Source organism: Afifella sp. H1R (assembly GCF_021462425.1).
GTDB lineage: Bacteria > Pseudomonadota > Alphaproteobacteria > Rhizobiales > Afifellaceae > Afifella > Afifella aestuarii.
The window spans coordinates 239177-254526 of the sequence record NZ_JAKEDY010000001.1; the positions used below are offsets into that span (position 1 = coordinate 239177).

At 63.6% G+C, this 15350-nt stretch carries 16 protein-coding genes; 15 read left to right on the forward strand and 1 reads right to left on the reverse strand.

Annotation, left to right across the window (positions count from 1 at the left end; translation table 11 throughout):
• The first annotated feature begins 75 nt into the window (after positions 1–75).
• The 9 genes from L0F51_RS01160 (at position 76) to L0F51_RS01200 (ending at position 7825) form a co-directional block, all read left to right on the forward strand.
• Positions 76–1758 carry a cell wall metabolism sensor histidine kinase WalK gene (locus tag L0F51_RS01160; RefSeq protein ID WP_234627575.1) on the forward strand — a complete coding sequence of 561 codons (1683 nt, stop codon included), beginning with the start codon at positions 76–78 and terminating at the stop codon, positions 1756–1758.
• A 55-nt stretch (positions 1759–1813) separates the two neighbouring features.
• Positions 1814–2563 carry a response regulator transcription factor gene (locus L0F51_RS01165; protein WP_234627576.1) on the forward strand — a complete coding sequence of 250 codons (750 nt, stop codon included), beginning with the start codon at positions 1814–1816 and terminating at the stop codon, positions 2561–2563.
• Positions 2560–3057: a DUF3280 domain-containing protein gene (locus L0F51_RS01170; protein ID WP_234627577.1), complete on the forward strand. Its 498-nt coding sequence runs from the start codon at positions 2560–2562 to the stop codon at positions 3055–3057. The genes L0F51_RS01165 and L0F51_RS01170 overlap by 4 nt, the downstream gene beginning before the upstream one ends.
• Positions 3058–3227: 170 nt before the next feature.
• Complete coding sequence (locus tag L0F51_RS01175) at positions 3228–3440, forward strand: hypothetical protein (RefSeq protein WP_234627578.1); 213 nt, start codon at positions 3228–3230, stop codon at positions 3438–3440.
• Between the two features lie 3 nt (positions 3441–3443).
• Positions 3444–4262 (forward strand): ATP-binding cassette domain-containing protein, encoded by an 819-nt coding sequence (locus L0F51_RS01180; protein WP_234627579.1) that lies wholly within the window; start codon positions 3444–3446, stop codon positions 4260–4262.
• Positions 4259–5062: an ABC transporter permease gene (locus L0F51_RS01185; RefSeq protein WP_370642284.1), complete on the forward strand. Its 804-nt coding sequence runs from the start codon at positions 4259–4261 to the stop codon at positions 5060–5062. Before L0F51_RS01180 ends, L0F51_RS01185 begins: the two co-directional genes overlap by 4 nt.
• Before the next feature lie 122 nt (positions 5063–5184).
• Positions 5185–6180, forward strand: coding sequence for an ABC transporter substrate-binding protein (locus L0F51_RS01190; protein WP_234627580.1), 996 nt, complete (start codon positions 5185–5187; stop codon positions 6178–6180).
• Positions 6177–7016 carry an ATP-binding cassette domain-containing protein gene (locus tag L0F51_RS01195; protein ID WP_234627581.1) on the forward strand — a complete coding sequence of 280 codons (840 nt, stop codon included), beginning with the start codon at positions 6177–6179 and terminating at the stop codon, positions 7014–7016. The genes L0F51_RS01190 and L0F51_RS01195 overlap by 4 nt, the downstream gene beginning before the upstream one ends.
• A gap of 44 nt (positions 7017–7060) precedes the next feature.
• Positions 7061–7825 carry an ABC transporter permease gene (locus tag L0F51_RS01200; RefSeq protein ID WP_234627582.1) on the forward strand — a complete coding sequence of 255 codons (765 nt, stop codon included), beginning with the start codon at positions 7061–7063 and terminating at the stop codon, positions 7823–7825.
• Positions 7826–7891: 66 nt separating this feature from the next.
• Here the strand turns inward: L0F51_RS01200 and L0F51_RS01205 are convergent, their stop codons facing one another.
• On the reverse strand, positions 7892–8782 hold the full coding sequence (locus L0F51_RS01205; protein WP_234627583.1) for a LysR substrate-binding domain-containing protein: 891 nt from the start codon (positions 8780–8782) through the stop codon (positions 7892–7894).
• A gap of 128 nt (positions 8783–8910) precedes the next feature.
• Between L0F51_RS01205 and L0F51_RS01210 the strand changes: the two genes are divergently transcribed.
• From L0F51_RS01210 to L0F51_RS01235, 6 genes are read left to right on the forward strand one after another with little or no spacing between them, the layout of a single operon-like run.
• On the forward strand, positions 8911–9222 hold the full coding sequence (locus L0F51_RS01210; RefSeq protein ID WP_234627585.1) for a (2Fe-2S)-binding protein: 312 nt from the start codon (positions 8911–8913) through the stop codon (positions 9220–9222).
• Positions 9219–10595: an NAD(P)/FAD-dependent oxidoreductase gene (locus tag L0F51_RS01215; RefSeq protein ID WP_234627586.1), complete on the forward strand. Its 1377-nt coding sequence runs from the start codon at positions 9219–9221 to the stop codon at positions 10593–10595. The genes L0F51_RS01210 and L0F51_RS01215 overlap by 4 nt, the downstream gene beginning before the upstream one ends.
• Positions 10592–11764 (forward strand): FAD-binding oxidoreductase, encoded by a 1173-nt coding sequence (locus L0F51_RS01220; protein WP_234627587.1) that lies wholly within the window; start codon positions 10592–10594, stop codon positions 11762–11764. The genes L0F51_RS01215 and L0F51_RS01220 overlap by 4 nt, the downstream gene beginning before the upstream one ends.
• A 35-nt stretch (positions 11765–11799) precedes the next feature.
• Positions 11800–13392: an ABC transporter substrate-binding protein gene (locus tag L0F51_RS01225; RefSeq protein ID WP_234627588.1), complete on the forward strand. Its 1593-nt coding sequence runs from the start codon at positions 11800–11802 to the stop codon at positions 13390–13392.
• Positions 13393–13406: 14 nt separating this feature from the next.
• Entirely contained in the window at positions 13407–14471 is a 1065-nt protein-coding gene (locus L0F51_RS01230) for an ABC transporter permease (RefSeq protein ID WP_234627589.1), read from the forward strand.
• A 9-nt stretch (positions 14472–14480) separates the two neighbouring features.
• Positions 14481–15347, forward strand: a complete 867-nt coding sequence (locus L0F51_RS01235) for an ABC transporter permease (protein WP_234627590.1) — start codon at positions 14481–14483, stop codon at positions 15345–15347.
• Positions 15348–15350 lie beyond the last annotated feature (3 nt).

The window sequence follows — 15350 nt, forward strand, 5'->3', positions numbered from 1 at the left end:
GCTCGTGAAAAAGAGCAAATAAAAAGCGCGAAAGGGAGGAGGCGACACTTTCGTGCCTCCGGACAGAGGGCCGGCATGCGGATATTTCCGCCGATGACGATCCGCACGCGCATCCTGGCGTTTCAGCTGATCGTCGGGGCCTGTGTCGTCGTCCTCATCGTCGGGGCGTTTCTGGCGATTCAGGCTTTTCACTTCTACCTTACACGCGGGGCGCTCGCCCACCGTCAGCTTGCTGCCGTCACCGCTCTGGCGCGCGACGTCGATCATTACTCCAAGGCGCTCGCCGCGTTGCTGATGACGGGAAAACCGGGGCTCGGCGAAGTGGTGCGCCTTCAGACCAGCATCGGCGCCGCCTTCGAAATCTTGTCGGAAGCGACGCGCGAGGAGACGGCCTTCCTCGACAGACGTGGTGACGCCCGTGGCCAGACGGAGGAGGCGACGCGGATCGCGCGCCTGAAAAGCCTCTATGACGACATGAACCGTCGCGGCGTAGCGCTTCTCGCGATGCAGAAGGTGGGGCAGGGAGAGGCCGCGGCGCAGGTTTTCTTCCGTGCGATCGATCGCCGGGACGACGAGGAATTCTCCGCCCTCATCGATATGGCGATGGCGGACGAGATCGCCGAGATCGAGACGGCCGACCGCGAGGCTCGTGCGCTTCTCGCCCGGCTCGGCTGGGGGATCGCGCTTGTCTCTGCGGTGCTTCTGGCGGGGGCGTTGATCGCCGGCTATGTGCTGCATCGCTCGCTGGTGCGGCCGATCGGGCGGCTGAGTGCGGGGGCCGAAGCGATCGGACGCGGCGAGCTCTCGTTCCGGCTCGGGCCGCTCGGCGATGATGAGATCGGCGTTTTCGCCCGCCGTTTCGATGCGATGGCGGCTCGCATCGAGAAGCAGCGGGCAGAGCTTCTGAAAGCGCGAACGGGCCTCGAGGCGGAGGTTGCATCGCGCACGCGAGAGCTTGAAGAGGCGAATGCCGCCCTCTGCGAACGCGACCGGTCGCGGGTTCGCTTCCTTGCCGATGTGAGCCACGAATTGAGGGCCCCTCTGACCGTCCTGCGCGGGGAGGCCGAAGTGACCTTGCGGACAAAATCTCTGCAGCTCGCCGATTGCCGGGAGACGCTTCAGCGCGTCGTCGAAGAGGCGGAGACGATGGGGCGGCTCGTCGAGGACCTGATGGTGCTTGCACGCTCTGAAACAGACGAACTGGCTCTCGCCTCTGACCAGGTCGACATGAAAGATGTCGTGGAAGACGTCGTGCGGGAGGCGGCGAGCCTTGCGCGGCCGCGGGCCATTCGGATCGCTTCGGAGATGACGGCCGCGCCGATCGTCATCGGCGACCGGCCGCGGTTGAAGCAGGTGTTGATGATCCTGCTCGACAATGCCGTGAAATACTCAAAGCAGGGAGAAACGGTCCACCTCAGCCTTGGCTGCAGCGACGGCGCGCTCGAACTCGCCGTCGTCAATCGCAGCGGTCCGATCGCCGAGGACGAGCTGCCGCGGCTCTTCGACCGCTTCTATCGCGGGCGCGATGCAGCGATGGCCGGTTCCGCCGGCAGCGGTCTCGGCCTCGCGATCGCGCGGTGGCTGGTGGAGAAGCACGGCGGCACGATCTCTCTCGATCGATATGGCTCAGACAGAATCAAGGCCGTGCTGCGCCTGCCGGCAGCCGCGATCGAACGCGACGGCACGGCTTCCTCGCGCCCGATCGAGGCCCGGGAGACGGGCGAGTGGGAGCCGGCCTATCTGCCGGCGGCAGAATGATCGACATGCGTGAGGGATACGGGCCGATGAACGGATGGAACGGGGAGCGGAGATCATGACGAGGCTTCTCCTGGTGGAAGACGATCCGCGCATCTCGGGTTTCGTGCGTCGGGGGCTGAAAGCGGAAGGCTATGTCGTCGATCTCGCCGAAAATGGCCGGGAAGCCTTGGCGCTCGCCTCCGAGGCGGCCTATCCGCTCATCATCCTCGACCGCATGCTGCCCGGTGTCGATGGCATCGAAGTTTGCCGAGAGCTCCGAAAACTCGGCCTGCGCAGCATGATCCTGATGCTGACGGCGAAGGACAGCTTGAAAGATAAGGTCGACGGATTTTCGAGTGGCGCCGATGATTATCTCACCAAGCCCTTTGCCTTCGACGAACTTGTTGTGCGTCTGCAGGCTCTCTTGCGCCGCGGGCCGCATCTCGACGAGGAGGGGCCGCTCGTCGTCGGCGACCTGACACTCGACCCATCCGGCCATTCTGTGCGTCGCGGGGGGCGAGACATCGCGCTGACGGCGCGCGAATTCGCGCTCCTCCACTATCTCATGCGGCATGCTGGCAAGGTGGTGAGCCGCACACGTCTTCTCGCCAATGTGTGGGGCTACAGCTTCGAACCGGGGACGAAGACGGTCGACGTCTATATCCGCTACCTGCGGCGCAAGATCGACGAGGGAGAGGCGGAACCGCTGATCCAGACGGTGCGCGGCTTCGGTTACAAGCTGTCCGCGGGCGGCACAGGCGCCGGCCGGACGGTGCCACGCGAACCGTTGCCGTCTTCCGCCAGAAATGCCGGGTGTCTCCCATGAGGCTGTCCCACCTGGCTCTCTGTATCGTCTTCGCTCTTGCAGGTCTCTCGGCAGAGGCCGCGCCGCTGAAGATCGCAGTCTTCGATTTCGAGCTGATCAACACCACGACCAGCGACCCCCCGAACGCAGCCGAAAAGCAAAGGCTCGTGATGCTCTCCGATCGGCTGCGCGCGGCGCTCGACGCCGACCAGACATTCAAGATCGTCGATATCGCACCGGTTCGCGAAAGGGTTGCTGAGACGCGGCTGCAGGCCTGTGGCAATTGCGATCGCAACTTCGCTGAAAGCCTCGGCGCCGACCTCTCCATGGTTCCCGTCATTCACAAAATGTCGGAGCTGATCCTGAACATCTCGATTGCCGTGCGCGACGTGAAGACGGGCAGGATCATCGCCGGTTTCAACGCCGATATCCGATCCAACACCGATCGTTCCTGGCAGAAGGGGCTCGATTGGCTCCTGGCGAACCGCATCCTTCCGAAGGGTCTGCCAGAATGACGGCGATCATCAGGACAGGATCGGTGCACGCTGGTCTTACCGCGGACCAATCCCGCCATATTTACAACCGCGCGTCGCATCAGCGGCGTTTATCTGCATGGGCCGAAGTGACCGTCGCAGGACGGATCCGAGGACCTTCCCCGGGGGGCACCGGTACGAGAGGAGATGACATGGACGTCGTCGATCTGGTCCTCGCCGTGTGTCTGGTGAACAGCCCCAATAGCTGCCACGAAGAGCACCTCTACTACCAATCGAGCGGGCCGCTGAAGGCCTGCCTCTGGGAGGCGATGCCGACCATGGCGCAATGGGCGGGCGAACATCCGAAATGGCGCATTGCCGGTTTCCATTGCGCCTGGGTGAACGACAGGGAAGAGAAGATCTGAGCGATGGTGGTCCTGCGGGCGGTCTCGGCGCAAAGCGACCTTCTCGGCGAGGTGCCCGTAAAGGCCGAACGGCAAGCCCTTCTTCTGGAGCATCTCTCCTTCTCCTACCGCGACAAGCCGGTGCTCGATGATGTCGGCTTCGCCGTGGAAAAGGGACGATTTACGGCGCTCCTCGGTCCCAACGGCGCCGGCAAGACGACGCTTTTCTCGCTGATCACAAGGCTGCTTGCGACGTCGCAGGGGCGCATCCTGATCGCTGGCCGTGACACGCGAGAGACGGGCGCGGCAGCGCTTGCGCCGCTTGGCATCGTCTTTCAGCAGCCGACGCTCGATCTCGATCTCACGGTGCGTCAGAACCTTGCCTATTTCGCGCGGCTCCGGGGCCTTTCCCGGAGAGAGGCGGGCCGGCGGATCGACCGCGAACTCGCCCGCTTTGACATGGCCGAGCGGGCCCGAGAGACGGTGCGCTCGCTCAACGGGGGGCATCGGCGCCGTGTGGAGATCGCCCGCGCGCTCCTGCATGATCCGGAGCTTCTTCTGCTCGACGAACCGACGGTCGGGCTCGATGCGCCTTCGCGGAAGGCGATCGTGCGCCATGTGCATGCGCTGGCGGGCGAGCGTGACGTCGGCATTTTGTGGGCGACGCATCTGATCGACGAGATCCAGGATGAGGATGCGCTCGTCATTCTCCACGCGGGCAGGGTGGTGGCGCGCGGCACGGCGGCCGATATCATCGTGCGGTCTGGCACCGGCTCTCTCGATGCTGCCTTCACCATGCTGACGATGCCGGCGTGGGAAAGCTCGGTGGGAGGGAGGGCGTGAGCCTCTATGCGCGCGCCTTCACGGCGATCGTCTGGCGCGAGATCATGCGCTTTCTCTATCAGCGCGAACGCTTCCTCGCGGCGCTGGTGCGGCCGCTCGTCTGGCTGATCGTCTTCGCCGCCGGCTTCCGCGCCGTCCTCGGCATCTCGATCATCCCGCCCTACGAGACCTACATCACCTACGAGGTCTACATCGTGCCGGGGCTCATTGGCATGATCCAGCTCTTCAACGGCATGCAATCATCGCTGTCGATGGTCTACGACCGGGAGATGGGTTCGATGCGCGTGCTTCTGACGACGCCGCTGCCGCGCTGGTTTCTTCTGGTGGCGAAACTGACGGCCGGAACCGCAGTCTCGCTCCTTCAGGTCTATACGTTCCTTGTGATCGCCTGGCTCTTTGGCATCGAATTCGCTCCTCTCGGTTACGTTTTCATCCTGCCGGCGCTTGTCGTGAGCGGGCTGATGCTGGGCGCTGTCGGCATGTTCATCTCCTCCACCGTCAAGCAGCTGGAGAATTTCGCCGGCGTGATGAACTTCGTCATCTTCCCGGCCTTCTTCCTGTCTTCGGCTCTCTACCCGCTGTGGCATATGCGCGAGGCGAGCGTCGCGCTCTACAGGATCTCCATGGCGAACCCCTTCACGCATGCGGTCGAACTCGTGCGGTTCGCGCTCTACGGCAAGCTCGCACCTGTCTCGCTGATGGTCGTTCTCGGCTGCCTTGCGGTTTTTCTCGTTCTTGCGATCTGGGGCTACAAGCCGGCGCAAGGGATGGAGATGCGGGCCCGGCCTGCGGAGGCATAAAGATACCGATCACTTCGGCCGGGCGCGACAACAGCTTGGCAGCGGCAAAGATACTGCTAAATTCATAGAAAAATCCGCTCCCGCATGTCTGCGGCGGGAAAAACGGCTGCGATTTGGAGGAAATGATGCGCCATCTAGTCTTGGCGCTCTCGGTGTCGTCCGTCTTATGTCTTGCCATCCCCCAAACGGGGGAGGCAGGCGCGGAAGAAATCGTGCGCGTTGGCGTCTTGAAGTTTGGGACCGTCAACTGGGAAATCGACACCATTACGAACAATGGCTTCGACGAGAAGCATGGGTTCAGGCTGGAACCGGTGGTGCTTGCCGGCAGCGATGCCGGCCGCATCGGCATCAATGCCGGCGAGATCGATGTCATCGTCAGCGACTGGCTCTTCGTCTCCCGCCAGCGGGCGGACGGCATCCCGCTGACCTTCGTGCCTTATTCGACTTCGGTCGGCGCCATCATGGTCCCGGATGACAGCATCGCGAAGACACTGGCAGACTTGAGGGGAAGTCGTGTCGGCGTCGCCGGAGGCCCGCTCGATAAGAACTGGCTCATGTACCGCGCCGTCGCGGAGGACAGATACGGTTTCGATCTCGCCGAGGAGACAGAGCCTGCGTACGCTGCGCCGCCGTTCCTCGCGGAGAAGCTGAAGGATGGCGAACTCGCTGCCGCGTCGAATTTCTGGCATTACAACGCGCGCTTGGAGACGGAAGGCTACCGTGAGCTCCTGAGCGGTCAGGACGCTGCGACAGCCCTCGGTGCGACGGGACCGATCTCGGCGATCGGCTATGTCTTCAATGAGGAGTGGGCGGCCGAGCACAAGGACACGATGCTCGGCTTTGTGGCCGCCTCGCGCGAGGCGAAGGAGCTTCTCGCCTCCTCGGATGCTGCCTGGGACAAGCTCCGCCCGAGCATGAATGCGGAAAACGACGCCGTCTTCCACAATCTCGTCCGGCGCTACCGCGAGAGCATTCCGAGCCGGCCGATTGCCGAGGAAGAGGCCGATACCAAGAAAATCTATCTGAGGCTCGCAGCGATCGGCGGCGAGAAGCTGGTCGGGTCGGCGAAGACCTTGTCGCCCGGCACCTTCTGGTCGGCTCTGAAGGATGCCCAGTGACCACGGACGGGCCAATCCCCCCGCAAGATGCGCGTGTCGGCGCAACGGTGCTGCCCTTCCATGCCGCCTTGCATGCGCCGTTCAATCCGCTGCTTGCGGCCAAGGCGCAACGTGACGCCTTTTCCGTTCACATCGCGGCCAAGCGCTTCAAACGTGCGAACGGTGGAGAGGTGGAGGTCATCCGCGACCTGTCCTTCGCGCTGGAGCCGCAGACCTTCACCTGCCTTCTCGGCCCGTCGGGATGCGGTAAGACGACGACGCTGAAGATCATGCTCGGCCTCGACGGCGACTTCTCCGGCGCGGTTTCTTCAGCGCTCATGCGCGCGCGGTCCGCCGCTGTCTTCCAGGAGCCGCGGCTTCTGCCCTGGCGCAGCGTGGAGGACAATATCCGTCTCGCTCTGCCGCCGGAGATGGCGGAGAAGGATCTGATGCCGGTGCTCGACGCCGTCGAACTCACGCATGTTCGCAATGCTTTTCCCTCCGAGCTGTCGCTCGGCATGGCGCGCCGCGTGGCGCTGGCGCGCGCTTTCTCCGTGGAGCCGGAGGTTCTGCTCCTCGACGAGCCTTTCGTATCCCTCGACGAGATGACGGCGAACCGGCTTCGCCACCTGCTTCTGCAGCTTTGGCAATCCCGGCCCGTCACGGTGCTCATGGTCACCCACAACATTCGCGAGGCGGCACGGCTCGCCGACCGGCTGATCGTCCTCTCGCCGTCGCCCGCACATGTCGCCGGAACGGCCGAGATCTCAATCCCCCGTGCCGATCGCATCGGCGCAGCGCTTGGAAGCCTTCTCGTCGATCTTGCCCGACGCTTTCCGAGCCTTGCGCTGGAGTGAACGAGCCGGCTTAATCGCTCGACCCACAATGACAGGAGCGGCGCATGAGGTCCTTCCTCGGAGGGCCGGTCGGGCTGCGGGCGATCTCGATCGCAGCCTTTTTCGCCGTCTGGACCACCGCCTCCTACGCTTTTGGTCCGCGCCTTTGTCCGGGACCTGCCAGCGTCTTCGCTTTTGCGGCGGAGGAGATCGTCTCGGGCGAATTGCCCTATCATCTCGCGATCACGCTTCTCAGAGTGATCGCGGCCTTCGCAATCGCCATGTCGATCGGTCTGGCGACCGGCCTCATGATGGGACGCAGCCGGATCGCCAACGATCTCGGCGAGCCATGGCTCATTCTTTTCCTCAACGCGCCGGCGCTGATCGTCATCGTGCTTGCCTATATCTGGATCGGCCTCAATGAGAGTGCGGCGATCCTGGCGGTCGCGCTCAACAAGATCCCGAACGCCACCGTCACCATTCGCGAAGGGGCGAGGGCGCTCGACACGCAGCTCCTGGAGATGACGCGCGTCTACGGTTTTGGGCGCATGAAGACGCTGCGCCATGTCATCCTGCCGCAATTGCAGCCCTATATCGCCGCGGCGAGCCGCTCCGGCCTGGCGTTGATCTGGAAGATCGTCCTCGTCGTCGAGCTTCTCGGCCGCTCCAATGGCATCGGCTTCCAGATCCACCTGTACTTCCAGGTCTTCGACGTGCGCGCCATCCTCGCTTACACGCTCGTTTTCGTCTGCGTCATGCTCCTGATCGAACTCGCTGTGGTGCAGCCACTCGAACGGCACGCCAACCGCTGGAGACCCAAACCGGCGTGAGGCTCGCAGCGGATGCGGCAGTCTCTGGAGATGGCTTCGCCCGGGCCAGATGGGCCGGGCCGGTCGTCAGCCTTCCAGATACTCTTCCACCGCCTTCTGCAGATGCTCGATCATGCTGTTGCGGAAGCGCGACCACGGAAGCGTTTCTGACAGAAGCAGATTGATGGGCAGAGAGAGGAGGGGCCGGAACGGTCGCCAGTCGACGTTTTCCGGTGCCATCAGCATGGCGAAGCGGTCGACGATGGCGACCCCCGACCCCTGGGCCACCTGTACGGCCGCAACGATCGACATCGTCGCCTGGATGTCGACACGTCGGGTCTCGTCGTACTGCAGGAAGGCTTCGTCGAGGAGCGCGCCGAAATGGTTCAACGAGTTGAAGGAAATGAACGTCTCGTCGGTGAGGTCAGGCGGCGTGACGTGGCTGAGGGCCGAGAGCCGGTGTCCACGCGGGAAGATGCAGATCATCTCCACCTGACCGAGGCTCCGCATGGTGAGCGTGTGAAGATCCTGCGGTGACAGGCAGAGGCCGAGATCGACCTGATGTGAACGCACCATCTCCGCGGTCTCGGCTCCCGGCAGGAGATGCGAGACGATCTTGACCCGCGGATTTGCCGCACGAAACGATGCGATCGCGCGCGGCACGATCGCGGCGGCGAGCGAGGAGGAGGCGGCGATGCGCAGCACTCCGCCCGAGCCGGCGCGCAACTCCTCCGCAAGAAGCCGCAACGCTCCGAGATCTCGAAAAACGCGGTCGGCGTCCGGGAAGAGCATCTCCGCCTGCGGTGTTGGATGAAGGCGGCCGCGGATTCGCCGAAAGAGCCGGAGACCGAGTTGATCCTCCATGTGATGGAGGATCTTGCTCACGGTCGGCTGCGACACGTTGAGAAGCTTGGCCGCGTCGGTGACGCTGCCTGTCTGCATGATCGTGCGAAAAATCTCGAGCTGGCGCGCGTTCATGGGTCTCCGGCCGGCTTTGTTCTGCCAGCCTATAGCCGCAGGCTATTGTTTGTCGACACATCGGAATTTGATCTCGTCTGTATCTCGCTCTTCAATCGCGACAACGAGACGCAGCGGTTTTGCATGTCATGGACGAACAGTCGCTCTTTCTTCGTGTCGCCGAACAGAAACGTGAGATCGTGCCCTTCTTTGTGAACGGACACCCAGCGACGGCGCTGTCTGGGGACACCGTACTGACGGCGCTCCTGACCCATGATCACGAAGTGCGTCGCAGCGAGATCCTGCAACAACCGCGAGCGGGCTTCTGCCTGATGGGGGCCTGTCAGGACTGCTGGATTTGGACTGAAGACGGCAAAAGAGTCCGTGCCTGCTCCACGATGATCGAGCCGGATATGCGGTTGCGGACGCGTTCGCCTTTCAACGGAGCGCGTCCGGAATGAGCTCGTCTCGGGTCGTCGTCATTGGTGCGGGGCCGGCCGGAACGCGGGCGGCGGAAACGCTGGTCGCCGCCGGATTGCGACCGGTGGTCGTTGATGAAGCACCGAGGAGCGGCGGCCAGATCTATCGCCGCCAGCCGCAGGGTTTCAGCCGCCCCTTGAAGAAGCTCTACGGGTTCGAGGCCGACAAAGCCGCCCGTCTGCACGAAACCTTCGACCGTCTTCAAGACAAGGTCGACTATCGTCCGGGGACGATGGTCTGGGGCACGGAGGGCCGCAATCTCCACCTTGCCGACCGCGATGGCCGCCAAGACGTCGTCGGTTTCGACGCCCTCATCCTCGCCACCGGCGCCGTCGACCGCATCGTTCCTTTCGAGGGTTGGACGATGCCCGGTGTCTATACCTTAGGCGGCGCCCAGATCGCTCTCAAATACCAGGCCTGCCTGATCGGCCGGAATGTGGCGCTCGTCGGGTCCGGACCGCTCCTTTATCTCGTCGCCTACCAGTATCGCCGTGCCGGCGGCAAACTCGCCGGCATCTTCGATACGACGCCGCTCTCGCGTGAGCTTGCGGGTCTGCCGAGAATGGCGGCAAACCCCGCCAACACGGCGAAGGGGCTCTACTATTTCGCCTGGCTGGCGGCACACGGCGTTCCCATGCTGCATGGCGTGGCGCCGGTGCGCGCAGAAGGCGAGGGGTGTGTCGCGCGCCTCGTTTTGCGCGACCGCAAGGGCCGCGAGCGGACCTTTGCCTGCGATGCGGTCGCGACAGGCTATCATGTCCAGTCGGAGACGCAGCTTGCCGATCTTCTCGGCTGCGATTTCGATTTCGATGCCCGCGCCGGGCAATGGCTGCCCCGCCAGGACGAGATGGGGCGTTCCTCGGTGGACGGCGTCTATCTCGCCGGAGACGGTGCTTCGGTGCGTGGCGCCGATACGGCCGAGGCGACCGGCACGCTTGCCGCGCTCGCCTGCCTCGAGGATCAGGGCCTGCCACGTGATGCTGCCGTGCGCGATCAGGCGCTCCGGGCCATGCGGCGAGGTTCGGCCTTCGCGTCGGCGCTGCGTGATGCTTTCCCGTTTCCCGAGCATCTCTACGAGAACCTGGCCGATGAGACGATCCTGTGCCGATGCGAGGAGGTCTCGGTCGGCACGTTCCGCGCCACCTTGCGGGACAAGGGCGCTGACGAGGTCAATCGTGCAAAGGCGTTCTGCCGTGTCGGCATGGGGCGCTGTCAGGGGCGCATGTGCGGTGCTTCGGCCGCGCGTGTCGCCGCGCAAACGCTCGGTGTCGAACTCGCTTCCGTCGGCCGCCTGCGCGGACAGGCGCCGGTGAAGCCGCTGCCCGCCGCCATTCAGACGGAGGCCGGCGAATGACGGACGCGACGAAATACGACGTGGTCATCGTCGGCGGCGGGCTGATGGGCGCGTCCGCAGCCTTCTTTCTGGCGACACGCTACAAAGCCTCCGTGGCGCTTGTGGAGCGTGGTCGCGTCGGCGCTCAGGCGAGCGGCGTCAATTTCGGCAATGTGCGGCGCCAGGGGCGTCCCTTCATCCAATTGCCGCTCGCGCATCATGCCCGTGACATCTGGGGCCGGCTGCCGGCCTTGATCGGCGAGGATTGCGAATTCCTGCCGACGGGTCATCTCAAGATCGCCTTCGACGAGGAATCGCTTGCAGCCCTCGAGACCTATAACGCGGAGGCGCGAAACTGGGGCCTGTCGCTGACGCTCGTCGGTGTGAATCGGCTGCGTGCGGACTATCCGTTTCTCGGGCCCGGTGCCGTCGGCGCCTCGTTCTCGCCAGAGGACGGACACGCCAATCCACGGCTCGCTGCACCCGCATTCGGGCGGGCGGCACGGCGGGCGGGCGCGCATGTCCTCGAGCAATGCGAAGTGATCGGCGCCACGCGTCAAAGTGACGGTTTCATTATCGAGACGGCGGATGGACGCATTCTGCGCGCCCCGATCCTCATCAACAGCGCCGGGGCATGGAGCAATCGCTTCGCGGCCGGCTTTGGCGAACCCGTCCCGATGGAAGCCCGTGGCCCGCAGATGGGCGTAACGGAATCGCTTCCCTACTTCGTCTCGCCCGTGCTCGGGACGGGCGATTCCAGTTTCTACATGCGCCAGGTGAAGCGCGGCAGCGTCGTCTTCGGAGGCGGTGCTCATGTTGCGGTCGATCTCGCCGATCCGAGGCCCCGGCCGCGTCCCGCACATCTCCTCACACAGCTGCGTTCGCTTACGAGATTTCTCCCCTCCATGGCCGGCGTTCAGGTGGTGCGCACCTGGAGCGGCGTTGAAGGCTACCTCCCGGACAAGCTGCCGGCGCTCGGCTGGAGCGCGAAGGTCCCGGGGCTTCTGCACGCTTTCGGCTTCAGCGGTCACGGTTTTCAGCTCGGTCCAGGCGTCGGATCGGTCCTCGCCGATCTCGCCGCGACCGGCGACACGAACGTTCCGATCGAGCCTTTCTCGATCCAAAGGTTCGCGGGCAACGGTCCCGCGAAAAGCTCGCCCGCAGCGCCCTCTTCGGGCGGCGCCCGGTGAGATCTCCTCACGAGCAAGAAAAAGGGGAACGATCGATGAAATGGATGAGGATGCTGGCCCTCGCGGCCGGTGCATTCTGCGCAGCTTTCGTGGCGGCGACGCCGCCGGCGGCTGCACAACAGCGCGGCGGCACCATGGTGATCGCCTTGAGCGGCGAGCCGAGCGCACTCGTCGGCTTTCTGCACACCGATACCGGCGGGCACAGCATCGCCGCCAACATCTTCAGCGGCCTCGTCGGGCTCAATGAAGATTTTGAGCCGGTTCCTGAACTCGCCCGTTCCTGGGAGATCTCCGAAGACGGCCTCACTTACACCTTCCATCTCGATCCGAATGCGCGCTTCCATGATGGCGTGCCGGTGACGGCGGAGGATGTCGCCTTCACCTTCAACGACGTCGTCGCGAAGTACCATCCAAGCCGCGGCTCGTGGTGGCCAAACGTGGAATCGGCCACCGCGGAAGACGAGCACACTTTCGTCATGAAGCTGAAGAAGCCATTTCCACCGCTTCTCACGCTTCTTGCCTACCAGCTGCGGAGCGGCGCGGAGATCCTCCCGAAGCATATCTACGAGGGCTCCGATCCGATGACCAATCCGGCGAACGAGCACCCGATCGGCAGCGGCGCCTTCAAGTTCGTGGAATGGTCGAAGGGAAGCCATGTCGTTCTCGAGCGTAACGACGATTACTTCATGGAAGGAAAGCCTTATCTTGATCGGCTGATCTTCCAGTTTATCCCGGATCCGAACACCCGCATCCTCGCTTTCGAGCGCGGCGAGGTCGATTTCATCGATTATACGGCGGTGCCGCACAACGAGGTGGCGCGGCTTGCCAAGGATCCGCGCTTCAAGCTTCTGACCGGCGCGGATGCGATTGCCGTACAGGGCATGTGGCTTCTCAACGTCCGCAAAGGGCCTCTTGCCAAAAAGGAAGTGCGGCAGGCGCTCTCCTATGCGATCGATGTCAATGAGATCTCCGAAAAGGCGCTCTTCGGAGCCGGCCGGCCAGCCCACAGCTTCCTCAACAGCAATCTAAAATGGGCCTTCAACGGCAGCTACGACGTCTACGACCGCGATGTCGAAAAGGCGAACCAGCTCCTCGATGAAGCGGGTTATCCGCGCGGTGAAAACGGCACCCGCTTCACGATCAACATCCTCTGGGCCGCGGGTCGTCCCTATGACGGCAAGTCGGCGGAGATCATCCGCGATCAGCTTCGCGACGTCGGCGTCACTGCGGATGTGAAGACCTACGATCGGCCGACCTTCATCGAGAAGGTCTTCGATCAATGGGATTTCGATACGGCGATGCAGCTTTACAGCACCGGCCCCGATCCCGCGATCAGCGTGGTGACCCGCTATCACACCAAGCAGATCAACCATTCCCCCTTCACCAACGCCATGGGCTACTCGAACCCGGAGCTCGACAAGATCTTCGACGAGGACGCTTCTGAGGTGAGCGACGAGAAGCGCAAGGAGAATTGGGACGAGGCGCAGAAGATCCTGATGCAGGATCTGCCGGCGATCCCCGTCTTCGAGTTCCCCGACGGGCATCTCGCCAACGCCCGGCTGATGGACGCGGTGACCGGCCCCTACGGTTACTTCCAGAGCCGGCATAACGCCTGGTTCAAGGATTGAGGCGCGGGCGGATCATGGTCGAGGCCACCTCCACAGCAAATGGCGGCGACGCCGTCGCGACAGACGTCGCGGCGGCAGGGAAGGCGAGAGCCAAACGCGGCATTCGCTTTCGCTATGCCCGCTATGTCGTGCGGCGCCTTCTGCAGGCGGTGCCGATCATCGTTGTCATCGTGCTCATCAACTTCACGCTGATCCAGGCAGCTCCCGGCGATCCCGTCTATGCCCTGATCGGTCAAATGGAGACGACGCCCGAATACATCGCTCAGGTGCGCGAGGAATTCGGTCTCGACGAGCCGCTGCCGCAGCAATTTCTCTCTTATATCGCCAAGATCGCCACCTTCGATCTCGGCTATTCCTTCCGTTTCCGTCAGGACGTCTCCGGTCTCATCTTCGAGCGGGTGCCGGCGACGTTCCTCCTGATGGGCACGGCCCTCGTCATCAGCAGCCTGCTCGGGATCGGTCTCGGCGTCATCGCGGGTCGCCGTCCGTTCGGCTGGACCGACAATGCGGCGACGATTTTCGCGCTCGCCGGCTTCTCCATGCCGGTCTTCTGGCTCGGCCAGCTCGTGCTTCTCGTCTTCGCACTCAAACTACCCTGGTTCCCGGTTCAGGGCATGGTGTCGCTTCGCGCGCCGAGCCACGGCTGGGGCTATATCGCCTCGGTGCTCCACCATCTGGTGCTGCCGGCAACGGTCTACGGCATCTACCATCTGACGCTCATCTTTCGCATGACGCGCATCAAGATGATGGACGTGCTGGTGCAGGACTTCATCACCACGGCGCGGTCCAAAGGCGCGGGTGAAAGGCGGGTTCTTTTCGTGCACGCCCTGCCCAATGCCATCCTGCCGGTCATCACCGTCATCGGCTACAATTTCGGCTTCATGCTCGCCGGCTCCGTGCTCGTGGAGACGGTCTTCGGCTGGCCGGGCCTCGGGCGCCTCATGTACGAGGCGATCAACGCCCGCGACTACCCACTGCTTCTCGGCCTCTTCGTGGTGATCTCGCTCTTCGTGATCATCGCGAACGTTCTCACCGATATCATCTATGCGCTCATTGATCCGCGCATTCTGTACCGCTGAGAGGTGGCGATGACGATCGAGACATCCAGCTTCAACGTTGCCTCCCAGCCGAGCGGTCTGCGCATCTTCTTCCGCAACCGCGCCTCGGCGGTGGGCACGGCCGTCCTCATTCTCCTCGTGCTCCTGGCCGTGCTCGGCCCGGTTCTGTCGCCCTACGATCCCTTGAGCATCGGCGTCGGTGAGACGATGGCACCGCCGTCACTCACCCACCTTTTCGGAACCGACGAACTCGGCCGCGATATCTTCAGCCGGGCGAGTCTCGGTGTCGGCGTATCCCTCTTCGTCGGGTTCGTTGCGGCCGCCATGTCGAGCACGATCGCCATTCTGATCGGCTGCATCTCGGGCTATTTCGGCGCTTTCGTCGACGACGTCCTGATGCGCATGACGGAGATCTTCCAGGTCATCCCGCGCTTTTTCCTGGCGATCCTCCTCGTCGCCTTCTTCGGGGCGAGCATCGTCAACATCGTCATCGCCATCGGCCTCTTGAGCTGGCCGGAGAGCGCGCGTGTCATTCGTGCCGAGGTGATGAGCCTGAAGAACCGGCAATACGTCTCCTCCGCCCGCATCGCGGGCGCGAGCACCGCGAGCATCATCTTCGGCGAGATTCTTCCGAATGCGCTCGGTCCTGTCATCGTCAACGCCACCCTTCAGGTCGGTCAGGCGATGCTCCTGGAAGCCGGGCTCAGCTATCTCGGTCTCGGTGATCCGAACCGCATCAGCCTCGGTCTGATGTTGCATCAGTCGCAGGAGATCATGCGCACGGCCTGGTGGGCCACGGCGCTGCCGGGAAGTCTGATCTTCTTCGCCGTCCTCGCCGCCAATCTCGTCGGCGATGGCCTCAACGATCTTTTCAATCCCCGTGCGCGAGCGAGGTGAAGC